General features: G+C 71.9%; 19 protein-coding genes. 12 read left to right on the forward strand and 7 right to left on the reverse strand.

Features of this window, described 5'->3' with window-relative positions:
* The first annotated feature begins 186 nt into the window (after nucleotides 1–186).
* The 3 genes from ACZ56U_RS10435 (at nucleotide 187) to ACZ56U_RS10445 (ending at nucleotide 3,808) form a co-directional block, all read left to right on the forward strand.
* Nucleotides 187–1,080, forward strand: coding sequence for an MHYT domain-containing protein (locus tag ACZ56U_RS10435; protein ID WP_469083614.1), 894 nt, complete (start codon nucleotides 187–189; stop codon nucleotides 1,078–1,080).
* A gap of 101 nt (nucleotides 1,081–1,181) precedes the next feature.
* Nucleotides 1,182–2,684, forward strand: coding sequence for a metallophosphoesterase family protein (locus ACZ56U_RS10440; protein ID WP_469083615.1), 1,503 nt, complete (start codon nucleotides 1,182–1,184; stop codon nucleotides 2,682–2,684).
* 95 nt (nucleotides 2,685–2,779) lie between these two features.
* On the forward strand, nucleotides 2,780–3,808 hold the full coding sequence (locus ACZ56U_RS10445) for an LLM class flavin-dependent oxidoreductase (protein WP_469083616.1): 1,029 nt from the start codon (nucleotides 2,780–2,782) through the stop codon (nucleotides 3,806–3,808).
* A gap of 67 nt (nucleotides 3,809–3,875) precedes the next feature.
* Here ACZ56U_RS10445 and ACZ56U_RS10450 read toward each other — a convergent pair whose 3' ends face one another.
* Together ACZ56U_RS10450 and ACZ56U_RS10455 are read right to left on the reverse strand one after the other, a co-directional pair.
* Complete coding sequence (locus ACZ56U_RS10450) at nucleotides 3,876–4,847, reverse strand: TauD/TfdA dioxygenase family protein (protein ID WP_469083617.1); 972 nt, start codon at nucleotides 4,845–4,847, stop codon at nucleotides 3,876–3,878.
* A gap of 164 nt (nucleotides 4,848–5,011) precedes the next feature.
* The gene (locus ACZ56U_RS10455) at nucleotides 5,012–6,502 is read right to left on the reverse strand and encodes a glycoside hydrolase family 32 protein (RefSeq protein WP_469083870.1); all 1,491 of its coding nucleotides are present in this window, start codon (nucleotides 6,500–6,502) and stop codon (nucleotides 5,012–5,014) included.
* A gap of 215 nt (nucleotides 6,503–6,717) precedes the next feature.
* On the opposite strand from ACZ56U_RS10455, the gene ACZ56U_RS10460 reads away from it, so the two are divergent.
* The 4 genes from ACZ56U_RS10460 to ACZ56U_RS10475 are packed head-to-tail and all read left to right on the forward strand — an operon-like array spanning nucleotide 6,718 to nucleotide 11,324.
* Nucleotides 6,718–8,127, forward strand: a complete 1,410-nt coding sequence (locus ACZ56U_RS10460; RefSeq protein WP_469083618.1) for an extracellular solute-binding protein — start codon at nucleotides 6,718–6,720, stop codon at nucleotides 8,125–8,127.
* Entirely contained in the window at nucleotides 8,124–9,071 is a 948-nt protein-coding gene (locus tag ACZ56U_RS10465; RefSeq protein WP_469083619.1) for a carbohydrate ABC transporter permease, read from the forward strand. The genes ACZ56U_RS10460 and ACZ56U_RS10465 overlap by 4 nt, the downstream gene beginning before the upstream one ends.
* 16 nt (nucleotides 9,072–9,087) lie before the next feature.
* The gene (locus ACZ56U_RS10470) at nucleotides 9,088–9,942 is read left to right on the forward strand and encodes a carbohydrate ABC transporter permease (RefSeq protein ID WP_469083620.1); all 855 of its coding nucleotides are present in this window, start codon (nucleotides 9,088–9,090) and stop codon (nucleotides 9,940–9,942) included.
* Complete coding sequence (locus ACZ56U_RS10475) at nucleotides 9,939–11,324, forward strand: glycoside hydrolase family 32 protein (protein WP_469083621.1); 1,386 nt, start codon at nucleotides 9,939–9,941, stop codon at nucleotides 11,322–11,324. The genes ACZ56U_RS10470 and ACZ56U_RS10475 overlap by 4 nt, the downstream gene beginning before the upstream one ends.
* Here the strand turns inward: ACZ56U_RS10475 and ACZ56U_RS10480 are convergent.
* The gene (locus tag ACZ56U_RS10480; RefSeq protein ID WP_469083871.1) at nucleotides 11,287–12,348 is read right to left on the reverse strand and encodes a LacI family DNA-binding transcriptional regulator; all 1,062 of its coding nucleotides are present in this window, start codon (nucleotides 12,346–12,348) and stop codon (nucleotides 11,287–11,289) included. The genes ACZ56U_RS10475 and ACZ56U_RS10480 overlap by 38 nt on opposite strands.
* A 98-nt stretch (nucleotides 12,349–12,446) precedes the next feature.
* Here ACZ56U_RS10480 and ACZ56U_RS10485 point away from each other — a divergent pair, with 98 nt between their 5' ends.
* The gene (locus ACZ56U_RS10485; RefSeq protein ID WP_469083622.1) at nucleotides 12,447–13,277 is read left to right on the forward strand and encodes an aldo/keto reductase; all 831 of its coding nucleotides are present in this window, start codon (nucleotides 12,447–12,449) and stop codon (nucleotides 13,275–13,277) included.
* Nucleotides 13,278–13,439: 162 nt separating this feature from the next.
* Nucleotides 13,440–13,874, forward strand: a complete 435-nt coding sequence (locus ACZ56U_RS10490) for a cupin domain-containing protein (RefSeq protein ID WP_469083623.1) — start codon at nucleotides 13,440–13,442, stop codon at nucleotides 13,872–13,874.
* Nucleotides 13,875–13,911: 37 nt separating this feature from the next.
* Here the strand turns inward: ACZ56U_RS10490 and ACZ56U_RS10495 are convergent, their stop codons facing one another.
* The 4 genes from ACZ56U_RS10495 to ACZ56U_RS10510 form a co-directional block, all read right to left on the reverse strand.
* Nucleotides 13,912–16,245 (reverse strand): SpoIIE family protein phosphatase, encoded by a 2,334-nt coding sequence (locus tag ACZ56U_RS10495; protein WP_469083624.1) that lies wholly within the window; start codon nucleotides 16,243–16,245, stop codon nucleotides 13,912–13,914.
* Nucleotides 16,246–16,309: 64 nt separating this feature from the next.
* Nucleotides 16,310–16,777: a peroxiredoxin gene (locus tag ACZ56U_RS10500; protein ID WP_469083625.1), complete on the reverse strand. Its 468-nt coding sequence runs from the start codon at nucleotides 16,775–16,777 to the stop codon at nucleotides 16,310–16,312.
* Nucleotides 16,774–17,154 (reverse strand): DoxX family protein, encoded by a 381-nt coding sequence (locus ACZ56U_RS10505; RefSeq protein WP_469083626.1) that lies wholly within the window; start codon nucleotides 17,152–17,154, stop codon nucleotides 16,774–16,776. Before ACZ56U_RS10505 ends, ACZ56U_RS10500 begins: the two co-directional genes overlap by 4 nt.
* A 295-nt stretch (nucleotides 17,155–17,449) precedes the next feature.
* Nucleotides 17,450–18,130: a TetR/AcrR family transcriptional regulator gene (locus ACZ56U_RS10510; RefSeq protein WP_469083627.1), complete on the reverse strand. Its 681-nt coding sequence runs from the start codon at nucleotides 18,128–18,130 to the stop codon at nucleotides 17,450–17,452.
* A gap of 140 nt (nucleotides 18,131–18,270) precedes the next feature.
* On the opposite strand from ACZ56U_RS10510, the gene ACZ56U_RS10515 reads away from it, so the two are divergent.
* From ACZ56U_RS10515 to ACZ56U_RS10525, 3 genes are all read left to right on the forward strand, one after another.
* A complete protein-coding gene (locus ACZ56U_RS10515; RefSeq protein ID WP_469083628.1) occupies nucleotides 18,271–19,008 on the forward strand; it encodes an SDR family oxidoreductase in 738 nt (245 codons plus the stop codon).
* Nucleotides 19,009–19,166: 158 nt separating this feature from the next.
* On the forward strand, nucleotides 19,167–20,147 hold the full coding sequence (gene ligD / locus ACZ56U_RS10520) for a non-homologous end-joining DNA ligase (RefSeq protein WP_469083629.1): 981 nt from the start codon (nucleotides 19,167–19,169) through the stop codon (nucleotides 20,145–20,147).
* 143 nt (nucleotides 20,148–20,290) lie between these two features.
* Nucleotides 20,291–21,067, forward strand: a complete 777-nt coding sequence (locus tag ACZ56U_RS10525; protein ID WP_469083630.1) for an NPP1 family protein — start codon at nucleotides 20,291–20,293, stop codon at nucleotides 21,065–21,067.
* Nucleotides 21,068–21,123: the final 56 nt, after the last annotated feature.

Raw genomic sequence — 21,123 nt, forward strand, 5'->3', positions numbered from 1 at the left:
AGGAGGGCCCCGGTGACGGCACGGGCGTCCCCAAGTGGTTTATGGCTGAATCTTTTCGATCCGTGACGAGAGTGAAGCCATGACGGTTCAGAGTTATCTGGTTACCGCCGGTAGGCGCTTGCTTTACTCGGCCGTTACCCGTAGACCTGCTCCATCAGCAGCCGTGACTCTGGGGGGAGTTGGCTTATGGACGGCACCGTTGACGGGTTCCGCTACGGCGCCGTGACGCCGGTGACGGCCTATCTCATGGCCTGCCTGGGAGGGGCGCTGGGGCTGCGCTGCATCGTCCGGTCCCTGCTCAACGACCAGTCGTGGAAGCCCGGTTGGCTGGCGCTCGGCGCCGCGTCCATCGGCTGCGGCATCTGGACGATGCACTTCATCGCCATGATCGGCTTCCAGGTCGAGGAGACCCGGATCCGCTACGACGCGGGGCTCACCCTCCTCAGTCTCGCCGTGGCGGTCGTCGTGGTCGGCATCGGTGTCTTCATCGTCGGCTACCGCGGCGCCACCACCGGCAACCTGGCCCTGGCCGGCATCGTCACCGGACTCGGCGTGGCCGCCATGCACTACCTGGGCATGCACGCGATGCGCCTCAACGGTGCCATCCGCTATGACCCGTTCACCGTCGCCCTGTCCATCCTGATCGCGATCGTCGCCGCCACCGCGGCCCTGTGGGCGGCCGTCACCATCCGCGGCTTCCTGGCGAGCCTAGGCGCCAGTCTGGTCATGGGGGTGGCCGTCTCCGGCATGCACTACACGGCGATGGCCGCCGTCAGTGTCCATGTGCACGGCACCACCGGCGGCACCTGGGCCGGCGACTCGGCCTCCTCGCTGCTCCTGCCGATGCTGCTGGGGCCGGTCATCTTCCTGGTCCTGGCCGGTGTGGTCGTGATGTTCGACCCGCTGCTCGTGCTCGGCGACGGCGACTGGAACCGCACCGCCTCGCACCGCACCTCCTCGCGCCGCCGCGCCGCCCCCGAACCCGCCCCCGTCGAGGAGTCGCCCGCACCGCGCCACAGCTCGGTCTTCGACGCCTCCGCGACACCTCCGCGCGCCCGGCAGCACCCCGGCGAGTGGTGACCGACGATCCCGACGGTCAACGGCCCCGCGTCCAGGGCGCGTTCACGAGGAACGCCCCCTCCCCCGTACCACCTCCACCAGCGCGTTGTTACGGTGCACCGGTGTCTGACTCCTCACGCGATACCCCCGAGGGCGCCGGCTGGGGTGCCGCAGAACGCGGCGCGTACCAGCGGTTGATGCCGACCAAGGTCCACAAGCTCTCCTGGCTCGCCCCCAGGACCCTGTGGGCCGCCCGCAACGGCGTGCTGGCCTCCTGGTTCGGGGACCCCACGGGCCGGACCCGCGCCCGCTGGGTGGCGCAGCGGGCGGCGGCCGGCGCCCCCGCCGACAAGGTGATCCGGCGGGACGACCCGGACCGCTTCTCCTTCATGGTGATCGGCGACACCGGCGAGGGCGACGCACCCCAGTACGCCGTCGTCCCAGGCTTTCTGAAGGTCGGTCAGGACACCCGCTTCTCGGTCCTCGCCAGCGACGTGATCTACCCGGCCGGCAGCGCCGACGACTACGACACCAAGTTCTTCCGCCCCTACCAGGACTACCGGGCGCCCATCTACGCGATACCGGGCAACCACGACTGGTACGAGGACCTCGGCGCCTTCATGCGCGTCTTCTGCGACGACACCCCGCCACTGACTCCCGAGCCGCGCCCCCGCCCGCTCGGCCGGGCCTGGCTGCGCTCCCTGCTGTGGCACCGGCCGAGCCCCCGTGACGGCCAACGCCTCGACGCGGCACGGCAGTTGCGCTCGGCGCCGGACCAACAGGCCGCCCAGCCAGGCCCGTACTGGGCCATCGACGCCGGACCGGTGCGGATCATAGGCATCGACACCGGTCTCCTGGGGACGGTCGACGCCGAACAGGGCGCGTGGCTGCGCGAGGTGTCACAAGGGCCGCGACCGAAGATCCTCGTCACCGGATCGCCCCTGTACGTCGACGGCGAGCACCACCCCTGCCCCATCGAGGGCGGCGGCACCGTCGACGACCTCGTCCGCGCCCCCGAGCACCACTACGTCGCGGCGATAGGCGGCGACATCCACAACTACCAGCGCTATCCGGTCGACGTGGACGGCCGCACCATCCAGTACGTCGTCTCGGGCGGCGGCGGAGCCTTCATGCACGCCACCCACACCATCCCGCGCGTCTCGGTCGCGAACGTCACGGAGGGGGACTTCCGCTGCTACCCGCTGCGCGGCGACTCCCTCGCCTTCTACAGCACGCTCTACGGGTGCCGGCTGCGGCTGCGCCGCTTCTTCACCCTCACCGAGGCGGAGTCCGCGGCGGTCATCGCCGAGCGCCTCGGCATCCCACGGACCCGCACCCCGGGCGAACCCGCGCGCGTCACGTTCCGCACGCGTCTGGTCGCCAGTCTCCTGGGCGCCGGCGGCCGACCCGACCGCACCTCACGGTTCCGGCTCCCGGTGCGCAAGATCTACACGCAGTTGTTCTCCCCGAGCTCGGCCACGTACAGCCCGCCGTTCTTCAAGTGCTTCCTGCGCCTGGACGTCACCCCGGAGTCGATCCGGCTGCGCTGTCACGCGGCCACCGGCAACCGCGCGCAGGAACTGGACCCGCCGGTCGAGGACGAGGTCACGATCCCCCTGGTCTGAGACGGCGTCCCGATCGCGGCGGCCGGGAACATCACGGACCGCGATCGAGTTGCCACTGCCGTACGACGTCGATCGGTGCTCACCTGGAGGAGCCGGTGCCCCCCACCCCTCGCCCGTTGCGCAAACTGGGTTTCCTCACCATCGGCCTCTTCGACGAGGCGGACCCGGGCCGCGGACACGAGTCCACCCTGGAGATCATCGAACTGGGCGAACGACTCGGCTTCGACAGCGCCTGGCTGCGCCACCGGCACCTGCAGTACGGCATCTCCTCCCCGGTCGCGGTCATGGCGGCGGCCTCCCAGCGCACCAGCCGCATCGAGCTCGGCACCGCGGTCATCCCGCTCGGCTGGGAGAACCCGCTGCGCCTGGCCGAGGACCTGGCGACGGCGGACATCCTCTCGGGCGGCCGGGTCAACGCGGGCGTGAGCGTGGGCCCGCCGCTGCACTACGACCAGGTCAAGGAGGCGCTGTACCCGGACACCGCCGACGCCGAGGACTTCTCCTACGAGCGGGTGCGGCGGCTGCTCGACCTCGTGCGCGGCAAGCCGGCCACGGACTTCAGCGGCGTCGAGGGCTTCGAGGTGTTCTCGGACCGGGTGCAGCCCCACTCCCCCGGCCTGGGCGGGCGGATGTGGTACGGCGGCGGCAGCCTGAGCTCGGCGCGCTGGGCGGGCGAGCACGGCATGAACTTCCTGACCAGCAGTGTCGTCAAGGCCGAGAACCCGGACGTGACGACCGACTTCGCCGAGATCCAGCTCTCCCACATCCGCGCCTTCCGCGCCGCCCACCCCGAGGGCGAGGCCGCCCGCGTCTCCCAGGGCCTCGTCGTCATCCCCACCGACTCGGCCACCCCCGCACAGCGGGCCCGGTACGAGGAGTACGCCGCCCAGCGCACCCCTCGCACCACGTCCCCGCAGGGGCCGGCCCGGCTGATGTTCGCCCCCGACATCGTCGGCACCTCGGCGGAGATCGCCGAGCGGCTGCACGCACACGCCGCGTTCCGCGAGGTGGAAGAGGTGGCCTTCGCGCTGCCGTTCACCTTCGAGCACGAGGACTACGTGCAGATCCTCACCGACATGGCGACGAAGCTGGGCCCGGCCCTGGGCCGGCGGCCGTCCGCCTGAGGAACGGGCGGCGGGTGCGGCACCACCGGCCACGGCGTCGCGGGCGCAAGGGCGGGTCAGCCCTGCCTCACCAGCGTCCCGCCTCCGTGCCGACCACCGGCTCCGACGGCCTGCCGTCCACGCCGACCGGGACGTCGCCGGTGAGCATGACCCGGTGCATGGTCCGGGGGAAGTCGAGGTGGGCGTTGTCGCTCGGGGCGAGGTGGATGGTGGCGCGGTTGTCCCAGAAGGCGACGCTGCCGGGCTCCCAGCGGAAGCGGACCGTGTACTCGGGCCGGACCGCCTGCTCCAGGAGCATGTCCAGGATCGCCGTGCTCTCGGCGCGGGAGAGGTCGGCGATCTGCTCGACGTAGTAGCCGTTGACGCAGAGGATCCGCTCACCCGTCTCCGGGTGGACGCGTACCAGCGGGTGCAGCGAGGCGACCTGGTGGTCCAGCAGGTGCCGGACGTAGGCGTCGTCCCCGGGGCGGGCCTGGTAGCCGACCCCGAGCCGGTGCTCCGCCCGCAGTCCGGCCACGAACTCCCGCACCGGCGCGGAGAGCCCGGCGTACGCGGCGGCCAGGTTGGACCAGGTGGTGTCGCCGCCGTACGGCGGAACGGTCTCGGCGCGCAGGATCGTGGCGGCCGGCGGATCGACGCGGGCGCCGTGGTCGCAGTGCCAGCCGCGCAGCAGGGTGTGCCGGCGGCGCCGGAGCCACTCGTCGTGCTCCATCCCGAACCTGCCGCCCAGCTCCAGCCGGTCGGCGGTCGTCTCCACCTCGGGGAAGTCCGGCGGCGAGGCGCCGCCCCGCTTGCGCAGCACCACCGGGGTGCCGAACCGGCGCGCGAACGCCACATGCCCGGCGTGGTCCAGCCGCTGCTCCCGGAAGAACACCACCTTCCAGCGCAGCACCGCCGCCCGGATCACGGCGACCACGGCGTCGTCGAGCTCCCCGGCCAGGTCGACGCCCGTGATCTCCGCCCCGATGTGCCCGGCGACCGGTCTCACCTCGATCCCCGGGATGTGCTCCGCCTGCGCCGTACCCGTGTTCGTGGTCATCCGTGCTCCGTTGGTCGTCCGCCGTTCTCCACGAAGATCGTGACAGCGATCCCGACTCCTGGCGACAGCGCCACCCGGGCGGCCTCCACCAGAGCGGCGACAGAGCGACCGCGCTCGCACGGCCGACCGCCCCGACTCCCCTGCCGTGGGGGCGGGTTGCGCGGTCACATGGTGAACTCCCGTATCACGACGTCCCGGAACACGGCCCTGCCGTCGATCGTGAACAGGGCCAGCCCTGTGTCGGCCAGGTACGGGAACGCCGCCAGGGAGTGCACGTAACGGCCGTCGTCCACGAACGCCTCCACCGACGTACGGTCGACGAGGATCCGCAGCCGAACCCGGCGCGCGGCCGGGTCGAAGGGCGTGTGGCTCTCCTGCCATCGGGCCGAGCCGTCCGGGTTCGCGGCGCCGCGCCGGTTGACGAAGGCGAAGTCGCGGTACACGCCGGCGTCGATGTGCCGGTTCCCGTCCGCCGAGCGGCGCAACTGCACACCTGCCCCGGTGAGTTGCTCCCAGGTGATCGTGCAGGTCAGTTCGTAGGCGGTGCCGTTGTAGTCCAGGAGGCGGGTGCCGTCGACCTCCAGGTCGCCGAGGTCGATCGTGCGGGAGACGTGGTCGTCCAGGGCGGTGACCGGCCGGGAGGCGAGGTACAGCGTTCCGGAGGCGGCCCGCTTCAGGACGATCTCGCGGACGACGGAGTCGGTGCCGTTGAAGCCGTCGCCGTCGATCGTCGGCGTGAAGTGGGCGTAGTCCCAGTTGTTCAGCCAGCCGATCGCGTACCGGGTGCCGGGGTCGACCGAGCCGTCGGCGTGGTGCTTGTCGAAGGTGACGGCGCCGTACCAGTCGAAGCCGTGGTCCAGCCACTGCGGGTCGGCGGTGTCGGCGGCGAAGGAGGCGCCGTCGAAGGAGCCGGTCCAGTAGGCGTAGGTGTTCGGCAGCCCGGCTCCCTTGCCGTTCGCGCTCACGCCCAGCACCCAGGTCCGCGTGCCGTCGGTCGCCGTGATGCGGAACAGGTCCGGGCACTCCAGGGTCCCGATCCCCTCCTTGACGAAACCGCCCGCGTACGTCCAGCGCTTGAGGTCCGTGGAGTGGTAGAAGCCGACCTTGGTGCCTTCGGCGAGGGCCATCACCCACCGGTCGCGCTCCTCGTCGCGGATCACCTTGGGGTCGCGGAAGTCGCGCACACCGGGGTTGGGCAGCACCGGTTCGGTGCCGTGGTTGCGGAAGGTGCGGCCGCCGTCGGTGGAGTAGTACAGGTACTGCGCCTGGGAGGTGGGGCCGTCGCCGGGCGCCATGGTCGCGAGCACCACGACCGCGCCCGCGCCGAAGCCCGCCGTGCCCTCGGTGTCCACCACCGCGCAGCCCGACCAGACATCGCCGTTGGGGGTGGTGTCCTTCGGGACGGCGACCCCCCGGTCGGTGAAGGAGACCAGGTCGGTGCTGGTGGCCAGGCGCCAGGCCGTGCCCACGGCTCCGGTGAGGTAGTCCGCGTTGTACAGGTAGTAGTAGTGGTACTCGCCGTCGATCCAGACCGGCCGCTGCGGGTCGTTCTTCCATCCGTCGGGGACGGTGAGGTGGTACCCGGCGCGGTAGCTCGCGCCTGCCCGCGCCGGACGCCCCGGCCGTGCCGAGGCCGGTCCCGCCGGCACCGCCACGGCCGCCGCCCCGACGGCCGTCCCGGCCAGCAACGCTCTTCTGGTCACCCCGTGCGTCACGCGACGCCCCTCTCGTGAGTACTGCGGCTCATGGGTCCAGGACTCTGAGACCTAACTCGTTAAAGGTCAAGGGGTGCACGACTCTTGACACGGACATCCCCCGTTTCCCATCATCTGGGGCGTCAAGGCTGGACTAACACGAGTTAGGCGCTTGGATGACCCACTCGCACCTCACCCGCCGCACCCTGCTGCGGTACGGCGCCTACGGCGCGGGCGCAGCCGCCCTCGCCGGCACCGCCGCCAGCTGGGAACGGCTCACCGGAGCCGACATCCCCGGCCGTGACGACGGCTCGCTCGTCGTCGCCACGCTCGGCCCCGCCTACGGCCCGGAGGCCGTACGCACCCTCACCGAGGGCTTCAAGGAGCTCCACCCCGACATCAAGCTGCGGATCAACGCCGTACAGGCCGTCGACTGGTCCGACTTCTTCGCGAAGATCCTCACCCAGATCGCGGCGGGCACGGCCCCCGACCTGGTGTATGTCGCCACCGAGGGCGTCCAGTTGTTCGCGCAGCGCCTCGGGGTCCCGCTGGACCACTGGGTGAAGCGGGACGCCGAGGAGCTGCGCGAGTACTTCGCCGACGTCCATCCCTCGCTGGTGGAGTCGATGATGTACGAGGGGAGCCTCTACCAGCTGCCGGTCGAGTTCAACGCGGCCGACATGTACCTCAACGACCAGGTCCTCAAGCGGGCGGGCGCGAGCTTCCCGGCGCCCGACTGGACCCGCGACGACTTCACCGCCCTCCTGCGGGACATGAAGAGGTCCAGCGGCTCGCAGTTCACGCCGTACTTCTGGACCAACCGCCTCTGGGGCGGCGTGGTGCCGTGGCTGTTCGCCAACGACACCAACCTCCTCGCCGAGTCCAAAGCGCCCGGCGGCAGTTGGCTGTGGGACTCCTTCTACCCGGCCGCCCAGCGGCAGGGGCGCGGTGGCGGGTTCCGGTGGACCACCCCGCAGGCCACCCATGAGCGGGTGGAGGAGGCGTACGACTACCTCGCCTCCCTCATCCAGGAGGACCTGTGCACCCGCCCCGAGGGAGGCAACGGCCAGAACCTGATCGGCGTGTTCTCCACCGGCCGGGTCGGCGTCACGCCCGCCGGCGGCTTCTGGGCCGGCGGTCTGCATCTGGCCGGCATGGAGGCCGACAGTTTCGACGTGCAGTACTTCCCGCGCTGGCGCACCCAGCGCATGCAGTTCGGCGCCGCGGGCTACGCGCTGCTGCGTACCTCCACACGACAGGACGAGGCCTGGGAGTTCATCAAGTACGCCGCCCGCCGGGACACCCTGATGCGGCTGTTCCGGACCAACCAGACCACCCCGGCCCGCCGTTCGATGCTCACCGCCGACCGCTACCGGGAGATCGGCCCCCGGCACTGGCGGGTCTTCTACGACACCCTCGACGCGTTCCCCGACACCGGGCCGATCCCCGCCCCGCCGCAGGTGGCCGAGGTCGAGCAGGTACTGCTCAAGCACACCGGCACCGCGCTGTCGTCCCGGCGCGCGGTGGCCCCCGCGCTGCGGCGGATGCAGGACGATCTGGAGAAGGCCATGGAGCGTGAGGTATGACGGACACTCAGATCCCGGCGCCCACGAAGCCGTTCGCGCCGCCCCCGGTCCCCGCGCGGCCTTCGGCCCGTGACCGCGGAACCCGGATGCTGGCCACCCTCTTCCTGGCACCCACGATCGTCGGCATCGTCGTCTTCACGGTCGTACCGATCGTCGGCTCGGTGGTGCTGAGCCTCTTCCACTGGAACGTCATCGACGACCCGAGCTTCGCCGGTGCCGCCAACTACCGTGAGGCGTTCGGCGATTCGACCGTGCTGGTCTCCTTCCGCAACACCCTCGTGTTCATGGTGCTCGCCGTCGCGCTCCAACTGCTGATCGCCCTGGTGCTGGCGCTCGCGGTCAACGGGCGGATGCCGGTGTGGCTGCGGTCGGTGTTCCGCTCGGCGTTCTTCTTCCCGCTGGTGCTGTCCGCCGCCTCCATCTCGGTGGTGATGAAGTACCTGTTCAACCAGGACTTCGGGGTGGTGAACTGGCTGCTCGGCACGGTCGGGATCGCCCCCGTGCCGTGGCTGACGTCCGAGAACGCCGCGATGGCGACCGTCGTCCTGGTCTACGTCTGGCAGCAGTTCGGCTTCTCGTTCCTGCTGTTCGTCGGCGGTCTGAACAACATCCCCAAGGAGATCCACGAGGCCTCCTCGCTCGACGGCGCCACCGGTCTGCGCAAGCACCTGAACATCACCCTGCCACTGCTGTCGCCCACCCTGCTGGTCGCCTCGGTCGTCGGGATCATCAACGCGCTCCAGGTCTTCGAGCAGCCCTACGTCCTCACGAACGGCGGGCCCGGGGACGCCACCCGGACCGTGGTGATGGTGATCTACGAGAGCGCCTTCGAACAGCTCCGCTTCGGTGAGGCCTCCGCGGTGGGCGTGCTGCTGTTCGTGCTGATCATGGCCGTCACCGCCCTCCAGTTCCGGCTCAGCCGGCGTTTCGTCCACTACCAGTGAGCCGGGTGAGCCCCCTATGAGCCAAGCAACCCTGAACCTGAGCCGAGCCCGCCACTCCCTGGCGCCCTGGGCGCGGATCACCGCCCTCGCGGTGTGCGCGCTGCTGACCCTCGGCCCGGTCATCTGGACCGTCTCCACCTCCCTGCGCACCCCGGCCGAGTCCTTCGACCTGCCTCCGAGGATCATCCCGACGAACCCCACGGCCGAGTCCTACCGGGGGGTGTTCGACCAGATCGACGTCTGGCTGCTGGCGCTCAACTCCACGCTGGTGACCGCGCTGATCGCCGTCGGACAGATGATCACCGCCGGTCTCGCGGGGTACGCCTTCGCGCGCCTTGAGTTCCGGTTCAAGAAGCCGCTGTTCGGCCTGGTCCTGGCGACCATGATGGTGCCGTTGCAGGTCACCATCGTGCCGGTGTTCCTGGTGCTCAAGTCGATGGGTCTGACCGACACCCTGCTCGGTCTGATCATCCCGGCCTTCCCGACCGCGTTCGGCACCTTCCTGATGCGCCAGTACTTCCTCGGTATGCCCAAGGACCTGGGTGAGGCGGCGATGCTGGACGGCTGCGGGCCCTGGCGGACCTTCCGGTCGGTGTACGCGCCGCTGGCCGCGCCCGGCCTCGCGATCGTCGGCGTGCTGGCCTTCAACTACCACTGGAACGAGTTCTTCCGGCCGTTGATCCTGGAGACCTCGGGTCAGAACTACACCCTGCCGCTGGGCCTGGTCTCGCTCCAGGGCAACCTCGGCACCGGTTCCATCTCGGTGGTGCTGGCCGGTGTCGTGCTCTCCATGCTCCCCGCCGTCGCCGTGTTCCTCGTCGGCCAGCGCCCTCTTCGCGAGGGCATCACTTCCGCAGGAGTCAACCGTTGAGCCACACGCCCAACGCCCCCCGGTTCCGGGTCCGTCCGCCCGCGAACTGGCTCAACGACCCGAACGGGCCGTTCCGTTGGCGGAACCGCTATCACCTGTTCTTCCAGCACAACCCGCAGGCACCGGTCCACGCGAACGTCCACTGGGGCCATGTCTCCAGCCCCGACCTCGCGCACTGGGAACAGCATCCGATCGCGCTCGCCCCGACCCCGGGCGGCCCCGACGAGGCGGGCTGCTGGTCAGGGTGCGTGGTCGACGACGACGGCGTGCCGACCGCCGTCTACACCGGCGTCGACCGCCATCACAACGGTGTCGGCTCCATCTGCCTGGCGCGTGCCCTGATGCCTCAGGACGAGACGCTGACCGACTGGCGGCCGCTGCCCGCCCCCGTCGTGACCGGCCCGCCCGCCGGACTGGACGTGGTGATGTTCCGCGACCCGTTCGTCTTCCGCGCCGCCGGCCGCCGTTGGGCCCTGGTCGGCGCGGGCCACGCCGACGGAACCCCCTCGGTGCTCCTCTACGACTGCGAGGACCTGACCGACTGGCGGTTCGCCGGGGTGCTGCTGGACGGCAACGACCCGGTCGCGGTCGACGCGTTCGGGGACAAGGCGGTCGGCTGGGAGTGCCCGCAGCTGTACGCGACGGCGAGTGGCGAGTGGGTGCTGGCGGTGTCGCTGTGGGACGGGGACCCGTGCTCCACCGGCTATCTGACGGGTCGTCTCCAGCCGTACGGACAGGTCGGGTTGCGCTTCGAGGCCCGTGCCGCCGGTCGCCTGGACCAGGGCCGGGACTTCTACGCGCCCGCCGTGCTCCAGGAGCCCGACCGGGTGCTCATGTGGGGCTGGTCGTGGGAGGCCCGGGGACAGGGCGAGGTCGACCGCGCCGGGTGGGCCGGTGTCCTGACGGCACCGCGGGTGGTGGACGTCCATCCCGACGGCTCCCTGCGTGTCGTACCGGCTCCGGAGCTCGCGCTGCTGCGGGCGGCCGAACCGTTCGTCACGGCGCCGGGCGGGCCCACCCCGCTGCCGTCGGCGTACGACCTGACCGTCACCGCGTCCGGCCGCACCACGGTGAGTCTGCTGCGGTCCGCCTCCGGCGCCGCACTGACCGTCCTCCTCGACCCGGGGACGGGCACGGTCACTCTCGACCGGGCCGACTGGACGCGCGCACGGCCCGACGGGTCGGCGCCGATCGTGGTGCGGGCACCGGCCGGCGAGGTGCGGATCCTCGTGGACGGTTCACTCCTGGAGCTGTTCGTCGGCGACCGGGCCACGGTCACCGAGCGGGTCTACCTGCGCCCCGACGACGTACCCGAACTCCTCGTCACCGGCGCCGGGGCCGCGGTCACCGGCTGGGAGCTGGTCCCACCGACGCACGACTGATCACCTGGCAGGCCAGGCGCCGTACCGTCGCGGACGGCGTCCGGCCAGTGTCGATCGAGTCGAGGACGAGCCGGGCGGCGGCCTCGCCCATCGCCCGGTGCGGCAGCGCGACCGTGGTGAGGGCCGGGGTGAGGTACGCGGCCATGTGCTCCTGGTCGTCGTAGCCGACCACCGACAGATCCTGTGGAACGGCGAGGCCGAGCCGGGTCGCGGCGTGCAGGACGCCTGCCGCGACCCGGTCGTTGTAGCAGAAGATCCCGGTGGGGCGCCGGTCGGCGGGGACGCCGTCGAGGACGCGCAGCGCGCCCTCGTACCCGCCGGAGATCTCGCCCCCGCTGCGCACCACCCACTCCTTGGGCACGGTGACGCCCTCGGCGCGCAGGGCGTCGCGGAAGCCGCGCAGCCGGTCCACGGAGGCCATGTCGTCCTGGCCGCCCACCATGGCGACCCTGCGATGCCCCTCGTCCAGCAGCAGCCGGGCCGCGGTGCGGCCGCCGGCGCGCTCGGCGGGGACGACGGCGGGCAGCGAGTCGTCCTCGGGCACACAGTTGGCGAGGACCGAGTGGGTGCGGTGCAGGCCCTCGGGGACCCGCACCCGGCGCAGGGACATCGCCGCGTAGATGATGCCGTCCACGCGCCGGTCGAGGAGCTCGGCGACCGCCGCGTCCTCCTTGGCGGCGTCACCGCCGGAGTCGACGGTCAGCACCAGGTGTTCGCTGCCCCAGGCGGTGTCCATGGCGCCGCGCAGCAGCCGGCCCGCGAACGGCGAGGAGGCGATCTCGTCGGTGACCAGGCCGATCACGGCCGTACGACGGCGGCGCAGGCCCCGGGCGACGGGGTCGGGCCGGTAGCCGAGCTGGGCGGCGGCCTGCCGGATGCGTTCCTGGGTGGCGGGCGAGAGGTTGCCCTCGGCGCGTCCGTTGAACACGAAGGAGACCGCGGTGTGGGAGACCCCGGCGAGCCGGGCGACGTCCTTCGACGTGGGGCGCCCGCCCGCGCGCTGCTTCTCCTCGGTGCCGCCCATGCCGTCCGCCGCCCTCATCCCCCGCCCGTCCGCTTGATCACGGCCCAGCCTATCCGTGAGGCTGGGAGGACGACACGGTCGAGGAGAAAGGTCCGGCAGTGATCAGCACCCCGGCACACGAACTCAACGACGGTACGAGGCTCCCGGCCATCGGCCTGGGCACCTGGCCCATGGACGACGCGGAGGCGGAACGGGCGGTGGCCCGGGCCCTGGAGGTGGGCTACCGCCTGGTGGACACGGCCACGAACTACGGCAACGAGGTCGGCGTGGGCCTCGGCGTCACCCGCAGCGGCGTCCCCCGCGAGGAGGTCGTGGTGACGACGAAGCTCCCGGGCCGCCACCACGGCTTCGAGGAGACCCTCGCCTCCTTCGAGGAGTCCCGCCGCCGCCTCGGCGTGGACTACGTGGACCTGTACCTCATCCACTGGCCGCTGCCCCGCGTGGACCGCTATGCCGACTCCTGGCGGGCCATGATCAAGCTGCGCGAGGAGGGCCTGGTGCGGTCGATCGGCGTCTCCAACTTCACGGTGGAGCACATCGAGCGGCTGGAGAAGGAGACCGGCGTCCTGCCGAGCGTCAACCAGATCGAGCTGCACCCCCTGTTCCCGCAGGACGAGCTGCGCGCCTTCCACACCGCCAAGGGCATCCGCACCGAGAGCTGGAGCCCGCTGGCCCCCGGCGCGGACCTGCTGGACGACCCGGTCGTCGCCGGGGTCGCCGAGGCCCACGGGGTGACACCGGGGCAGGTGATCGTGCGCTGGCACACACAGCTCGGCGCGGTGCCCATCCCGAAGTCCTCGGACCCGGAACGGCAGCGCCTGAACCTGGACGTCTTCGGCTTCACGCTGGACCCGGCCCAGCTGGCGGCGGTCGGCGACCGGGCGCACCCGCGCAGGGGCGGGGACCCGGAGGCGCACGAGGAGTTCTGAGACCGGCCGGAGCCCGCACGCGGCGCGTCCGGGGACCCTCAGATCTGTTGAATCCGGTCCCGACTCCCCAGCTGTGCCTCTATGTTCGCAGCGGCACGTCCTCGATCGTCCGCCGAAGCGGCCGATCGGCCGATCGGCCGCTCAAGCCTCTGGAGGCCCCGTATGCGCACCTCGCTCCGTGTCGGCATCGCCGGGGCGGTGGCCGCGGCCACCGCCCTCACCTGCGGCACCGCTCAGGCGACCCCGCCGGGACCCGGCGTCACCGCGAAGCTCGTCAGCCAGCGGACCGTGGGTGACACGGATTACGTCCTGAGAGAGATCACGATTCCGCCGGGTCAGGCGACCGGCTGGCACTACCACGACGGCCCGCTGTACGCCTTCGTCCAGCAGGGCACGCTCAGCCACTTCGACTCCACCTGCGCGTCGGACGGGGTGTACGCGAAGGGCGAGTTCGTCCAGGAGCCGGCCGGGTCGGTCAACGTGCACATCGGGCGCAACCTGGGCGACACCCCGCTGGTGCTGGACGTGCTGTACGTGCTGCCGCACGGGGCGCCGTTCTCCGAGGACGCGCCCAACCCGGGGTGCCCGTTCGAGTGATCGGGCCCCAGGGCACCTCAAGGCACCTCAAGGCACCTCAGGGCAGCGGCTGTTCGGCCCAGATCGTCTTGCCGGAACCGGTCTGTCTGCTGCCCCAGCGCTGGGTGAACTGGGCGACCAGCAGCAGTCCGCGCCCTCCTTCGTCGTAGGCGTGGGCGCGGCGCAGGTGCGGCGAGGTCGAACTGCCGTCGGAGACCTCGCAGATGAGGGTGCGGTCGCGGATCAGCCTGAGCTGGACGGGCGGGGCGCCGTAGCGAATGGCGTTGGTGACCAGTTCGCTGACGACGAGTTCGGTGACGAAGGCGGCCTCGTCCAGGCCCCACGCGGTGAGCTGCTCGGTGGCGGCCTGCCGGGCGGCGGCCACGTGGACGGGGTCGGGCGTCACGTCCCAGGTGGCGACGCGGTCCGCGCCGAGCGCGCGGGTGCGGGCCAGCAGCAGGGCCACGTCGTCGCTCGGCTCCTCCGGCAGCACGGCCTTGAGGACCGAGTCGCACAGCGCGTCGAGGCTGCTGGCGCGGGCGGTGAGCGCGCGGCACAGTTCGCCGCTGGCGTGGTCGATGTCGCGGTCGCGGTCCTCGATGAGGCCGTCGGTGTACAGGGCGACGATGGCGCCCTCGGGCACCTCCACCTCGGTGGCCTCGAAGGGCAGCCCTCCGACGCCGAGCGGGGGGCCCGCGTTCATGGGGACGAGCGCCGAGGTGCCGTCGGGCAGCACGAGGACGGCCGGCGGATGCCCGGCGGCGGCGAGGGTGAGGCGGCGCGAGACCGGGTCGTAGACGGCGTAGAGGCAGGTCGCGCCGAGTTCCGCGATGTCGTCGTCCACGTCGTAGGCCGCCAGGTGGGTGACCAGGTCGTCGAGGTGGGTGAGGAGTTCGTCGGGGGGCAGGTCCACGTCGGCGAGGGTGCGCACGGCCGTGCACAGGCGGCCCATCGTCGCCGAGGAGGTGATGCCGTGCCCGACGACGTCGCCGACGACCAGGGCGACCCGGCTGCCGGAGAGCGGGATGACGTCGAACCAGTCGCCGCCGATGCCCGCGAGGGACCCTGAGGGCAGATAGCGGTGGGCGACCTCGACGGCGGCCTGTCCCGGCAGGCCCCGGGGCAGCAGGCTGTGCTGGAGGGCCAGCGCGGTGGTCCGCTCCCGGGCGAAGCGGCGGGAGTTGTCGACGCAGACCGCGGCCCGGCTGGCCAGCTCCTCGGCGAGGGCGACGTCGTCGGGGACGTAGGGGTCGGTGGGGCCGATACGGACGGCGACGGCGACGCCCAGTGTGATCCCGCGGGCCCGCAGCGGGACCGCCAGCATCGAGTGGGTGCCCTCGCGGTAGGAGCGTCCCTGGGGTGCGCGGGCGTTGCGCTCGCGCACCCAGCGGTCGAAGGAGGGCTCGCCGGCCCGGCTGAGCACGGCCCGGCCCTCGCGCAGGGCTCGGGCGGGCGGGGAGTAGGGCGGGTAGACGTCCAGCGCGCCCAGGTGGACGGCGGCCTCCGGGGTGCCTTCGTGGGCGGAGCCGTGGGCGACGCGGCGCAGAACGACGTCCTGGGACATGGCGCTCGGCGGTTCCTCGCTCCCGAGGACCCATTCGAGCAGGTCGACGCTGGTGAAGTCGGCGAACCGCGGGACCACCAGCGAGACCAGTTCCTCGGCGGTGCGGACCACGTCGAGGGTGGTGCCGATGGCGTCCGCGGCCTCGTTGAGCAGCGCCAGGCGCTGCCGGGCCCAGTGCTGCTCGGTGCTGTCGAACGCGGCCAGGGCCACCCCGACGACGTCGTCGGCGCCGTTGCGCACCGGCCACATCTCGATGTTCCAGGCGTGGTAGCGGTTGCCGGACGGGGCGCGGGTGTAGCTCTCGTAGTGCAGGGGCTCGCCGGTCTCGGCGACCCGTCGCAGATGCCAGTGGAAACCGTGGCTGTGCTGGGCCTCCTCCACGGTCTCGGGGAAGAACCGGCCCAGCAGGGCCTCCTCCGGAACGCCCATCACCTGGCAGGCGGCGTCGTTGAGCCGTAGGTACCGCTGCCCGGGATCGAAGACCGACATGGACATGGAGGCCTGCTGGAAGGCCTGCCCGGCGAGGGTCGGCTCCGCCCCGCCGGGCTGCTCCGCGGTGATCACGAAACCGCCGGGTGAGCCGTCCGGGCCCTGCACCTCGCACGCCCGCAGCGGGAGGGCGAGGGGGGTGCCGTCCCGGTGCCGCAGGACGACGGTGCCGGTCCGGGCCGCCACGACGTCGGGCGGCGGGTCCTCGGCGAGCAGCTCACGCACCGGAAGTCCCACGGCCTCCTCGGCCGGGTATCCGGTCAGTCGCCGGGCACCGTCGCTCCACCCCGTCACCGTGCCGTGGACGTCGATGACCGCCGCTGCGGAGGCGTGCTCCATATCGTCCAGGATGGTCCCATTACCGCACCGCTTCAACCTCGGTACGGCATCCGGGACTCCGCAGTCACTTGCGGTGGTCGCGCAACGCGGCCAGCGCCCGGTCGGCGTGGGTGTTCATCCGCAGCTCGCTGCGCACGACCTCCAGGACGGTGCGGTCCTCGGCTATGACGAAGGTGACCCGCCTGGTGGGCGCCAGTGAGAAACCGCGGTTCACGCCGAAGCGCTCCCGGATCGTCCCGTCGGCGTCGGACAGCAGCGGCATGCCGAGGGTGTGCTTGCCGGCGAACTCCTGCTGGCGCTCCACAGAGTCGCCGCTGATGCCGACGGGGCGGGCGCCGACGGCCGCGAACTCGGCCGCGAGGTCGCGGAAGTGGCAGGCCTCGGCGGTGCAGCCGGCCGTCATCGCGGCCGGGTAGAAGAACAGGACGATCGGCCCGTCGGCGAGCAGCGAGGTCAGGCTGCGCGGGGTGCCGGTCTCGTCGGGCAGCTCGAAGTCGTCGATCTTGTCGCCGACGCCGACGCGTACGCTCATGCCCGGCCCTCCGTGTTCCGTGCGACGTTGCGGGCCCACAGGACGAGGGGCACCTGGAGCGGCAGCCGGCCGAACGCGAGGGCCTTCTGCGGGGTCGGGCGGTGGCGCCAGTCCACGGCCATCTTGACGTTGGCGGGGAAGACACCCACGAAGAAGGCGGCGGATGCCAGCGCGGCGGCCTTGCGGGTACGCGGCGCCACGAGCCCGGCCGCCAGCGCGAACTCGGCGACACCACTGGCGTAGGTCCAGGTCCGGGGCGAGCCCGGCAGGGACCGCGGGATGGTCGCGTCGAACGAGCGGGGCGAGGCGAAGTGGGTGACCCCCACGCCGGCCAGCAGGGCGGCCAGCAGCAGGGGTGAACGTTCGGACCGGGGCACGGTTCCTCCTATGGGGGGCCTGCCGCCGGATATTACTGGACGGTATATCCGTGAGTGCCTCGGCCCCTGCCGGTCGTGCGGGGGCGCTCGTCTGCCGGTCGATCGTTTCTCGTGGGGCTGAGCGCCTTCACCTCGCCGTACGTCCGTGAGCGCACCGGCGGCGAGCAGGTGGCCGGCACGGTCGCGCCGTACGTGCTCGCCACGTCCCCGCGGATCGCGCTGTTGCCGCTCATCGCCCTGCCCGCGCCGTGCGGCTGCCGATGTGCGGGCCGCGCGCGCCCGGCGCCATGTCAGGTCAGTTCCCGGCGAGTGTCCCCAGCCACTGATGCAGCAAGCCCGACTCGGCGGGCGTGAAGGACGCGGGGGGTTCGGCGCGCAGCCGGGCGGCGAGGGTGGCGGCCGCGACGGGGACGCCGTCCGTCTGCGCGGGGCCCGCCGGCCGGGTCAGGGAGTCGATCACCGCATCGCGCAGGCGGGTCGAGAAGCCCGGGTCCGGGTACTGCTCCGGCCTGGTGAGCATCGACAGGGCCGCCCCCACGTTGGCGGACATGATCACCTGTGTGGCCAGAGCGGGCGGGACGCTCAGCCGCCCGGCCGCCGCGCAGCGTTCGAGGATGGCGTGCAGCAGGTCGTGGGCCTCGCGCGCGGCGGCGGGCGGGGCCGTCAGCTCGGGCGAGTACATCAGGCGGTAGTGATGGGGGTGCTCCAGCGCGAACCGCATGTGGTTGTCCCAGCCGTTCTTGACGTCGGCGACGGGATCCTCGCCGGGCCTGGCGGCCCGCTTGGAGGCGAGGTACCGCTCGAATCCCCGGTCCACCACGGCGGCCAGCAGCCCCGCCTTGTCGCCGAACAGCCGGTAGAGCATCGGCGCGCCCACTCCGGCCGCCTCGCACACGGCCCGGGTGGAGACATCGGCGGCGGGCGCCGCGGCGAGCAGCGTCGCGGCGGCTTCCAGGATCTTTTCCCTCGCGTCCATGCTCCGCACGGTACGCCATTCGTAGCGCTGATACGAGCTGGGAATAGCAGCGCTACGATACTGTGTTATCGTCGTTACGCGGTGCACGTAGCATCGCTAACAAATGCGAACCCCACTCGCACGGCACACGAGGAGCGGACATGAGCACGGAGCAGCGCGTCGCGATCGTCACCGGAGGATCGCGCGGCATCGGACGCCAGACCGCCCGGCAGCTGGCCGCCGACGGGTTCGCCGTCGTCGTCAACTACGCGGGCGACAAGGACGCGGCCGACGAGGTCGTACGCGGTATCGAGGCCGCCGGCGGCTCGGCCGTGGCCGCCCGCGCGGACGTCGGCGACGAGACCGAGGTGGCCGCACTCTTCGACCTCGCGGAGACGACGTACGGCGGGGTGGACGCGGTCGTGCACGCGGCGGGCCGCATGCCCCTGGCTCCGATCGCGGAACTGGACCTCGACGAGCTCGACGCCCTGTACCGCACCAACATCCGCGGCACCTTCGTCGTCGACCAGCAGGCCGCCCGCAGGCTGCGTCCGGGCGGTGCGCTGGTGAACTTCTCCAGCTCGGTCGTCGGCCTGTCCTTCCCCGGCTACGGCGCCTACGCCGCGAGCAAGGGCGCGGTCGAGGCGCTGACGCTGATCCTCGCCCGTGAGCTGCGCGGCCGTGACGTGACGGTCAACGCCGTGGCCCCCGGCCCGACCGCGACCGACCTGTTCCTGGACGGCAAGGACGAGGAGACCGTGGCCCGGCTGGCCGCGCAGCCGCCGCTGGAGCGCCTGGGCACGCCGCAGGACATCGCCTCGGTGGTCGCCTTCCTGGTCGGCCCGGCCGGGCACTGGGTCAACGGGCAGGTGCTGCGGGCCAACGGCGGGATCGTCTGAGGCGATCGTGTGAGGCCCCAACCCCGCGTGGGACCCCACCCCCGTGTGCGGTCGCGCCCCCGCGTGCGGTCCCGCCCCCGCCGGCAGGCGCAGCGCCGTTCAGGCGAAACCGTCCTCACGCGCGCGTGCCGAGGGCGGGGCCCGTCGACACCTCACCCGTGAAGCTCCCCCTGATCCCGCCCATGCTCGCCACGTCCGGCACCCTGCCACCCCCCGCACAGGACGCGCGCTGGGCCTACGAGACCAAGCAGGACGGCCAGCGCGTGGTGGTCTACCTCGCCGGTGACGGCAGCGTGCTGCTGCGCGCCCGCTCCGGGGAGGACATCACCGCCGCCTATCCCGAACTGGCGCCTCTGGGCAGCGCACTCGGCACCCTGCCCGCCGTACTGGACGGCGAGGTCCTGGCGCTCGACGCGCAGGGGCGTGCCGACTTCCAGCTCCTGCAGTCCCGCATGGGGCTGGCGCACGCCCCCGGCAAGGCCGCCCGGAAGGCCGCCGAAGTCCCCGTCCACCTGGTGCTGTTCGACGTGCTCCACCTGGCCGACCGCACCCTGACCGCGCTCCCGTACGTCCGCCGGCGCGACCGGCTCCAGGAACTCGGCCTGGACGGCCCCTACTGGTCGACCCCGGGCGCCCTCGTCGGCCACGGTCGGCAGGCGCTCCAGGCCACCCTCGACCACGGTCTCGAAGGCCTGGTGTGCAAGCGACTGGACTCGGTGTACGAGCCCGGGGTCCGCTCCCGGGCCTGGATCAAGATCCGGAACATGCGCAGCGAGGACGTCGTCGTCGGCGGCTGGCTGCCCGGCAAGGGGCGGCTCACCGGCCTGCCGGGCGCGGTGCTGGTCGGCCAGCGCGCCGCCGGACGGCTGCGGTACGTCGGCAGCGTGGGCACCGGCTGGAGCGAGACCGAACGCACCCAGCTCGCCGCGCTCCTGCGAACCGCCGCCACGGACACGTGCCCCTTCTCCCCCGTGCCCCGGGTCGCGGGCGCCCACTGGGTCCTGCCCCGACTCGTCGGCGAGGTCCGCTACTCCACCCGTACCCGGGCGGGTCTGCTGCGCCAGCCGTCCTGGCTGCGACTGCGTCCGGACCTCGCGCCGCAGGAGTCGGCGGCCGATCTGCCGGACGACCTCGTCTGAGCCCCGCGCAGGATCCAAAGGTTCCAACGGCCTTTACCAGAGAGCCGCTTGCACAGTCTTGGCGCGGACATGAAAAAAGGGGAAGCTGAACCTCCCTTTCCCCCACAGCCGTTCGGCTGCGCCCGCACCAGGAGGAGGACGCAGTGTCGTCACCGTCGCTCAAGAGGCACCGCGCGAGATGGTTCACCGGTCTGGCCGGCGCCGCCGCCCTGGTCGTCGCCTTCCCCAGCGTCGCCTTCGCTGCCCCGCCCGCCGCCCTGCCGACCAACGCCGAGTCGGCCGAGTACACCTACCAGCCGGCCTTCGACTACGACACCGACGGCTGTTACCCGACGCCCGCGATCGGCCCCGACGGGACCGTCAACGGCGGTCTGAAGCCGGCCGGTTCGCTCAGCGGCGACTGCCACGACCTCGCGGACCTGAACAACACCAACTCGTACTCGCGCTCCAAGTGCAACAACGGCTGGTGCGCCTATATGTACGGCCTGTACTTCGAGAAGGACCAGGCCGTCGCGGGCAGCGGCATCGGCGGGCACCGACACGACTGGGAGCACGTCGTGATCTGGGTGCAGAACGGCGCGGTCCGGTACGTCTCGACGTCCAACCACGGCTCGTTCACCATCACCGCCGCCTCCGGCGTCCGCTTCGACGGCAGCCACGCGAAGGTCGTCTACCACAAAGACGGCATCAGCACCCACTGCTTCCGACTCGCCAACTCCAACGACGAGCCGCCGGAGAACGCCAAGGGCACCTGGCAGTACCCGCCGCTCGTCGGATGGAACGGCTACCCCTCGGGAGTCCGCGACAAGCTCAGCGCGTACGACTTCGGCAGCGCCAACTTCGGCCTGAAGGACGGCAACTTCACCAACCATCTGGCGTCCGCGAAGCCGTCGGGGATCGCCTTCGACCCCAACGCGTGAGCCGCTGACGGCATCGGGCGCGAGACCTAGGTCCCAGGCACGCACGGTTCTGGGTC

This window comes from Streptomyces sp. NPDC034103 (genome assembly GCF_055575395.1).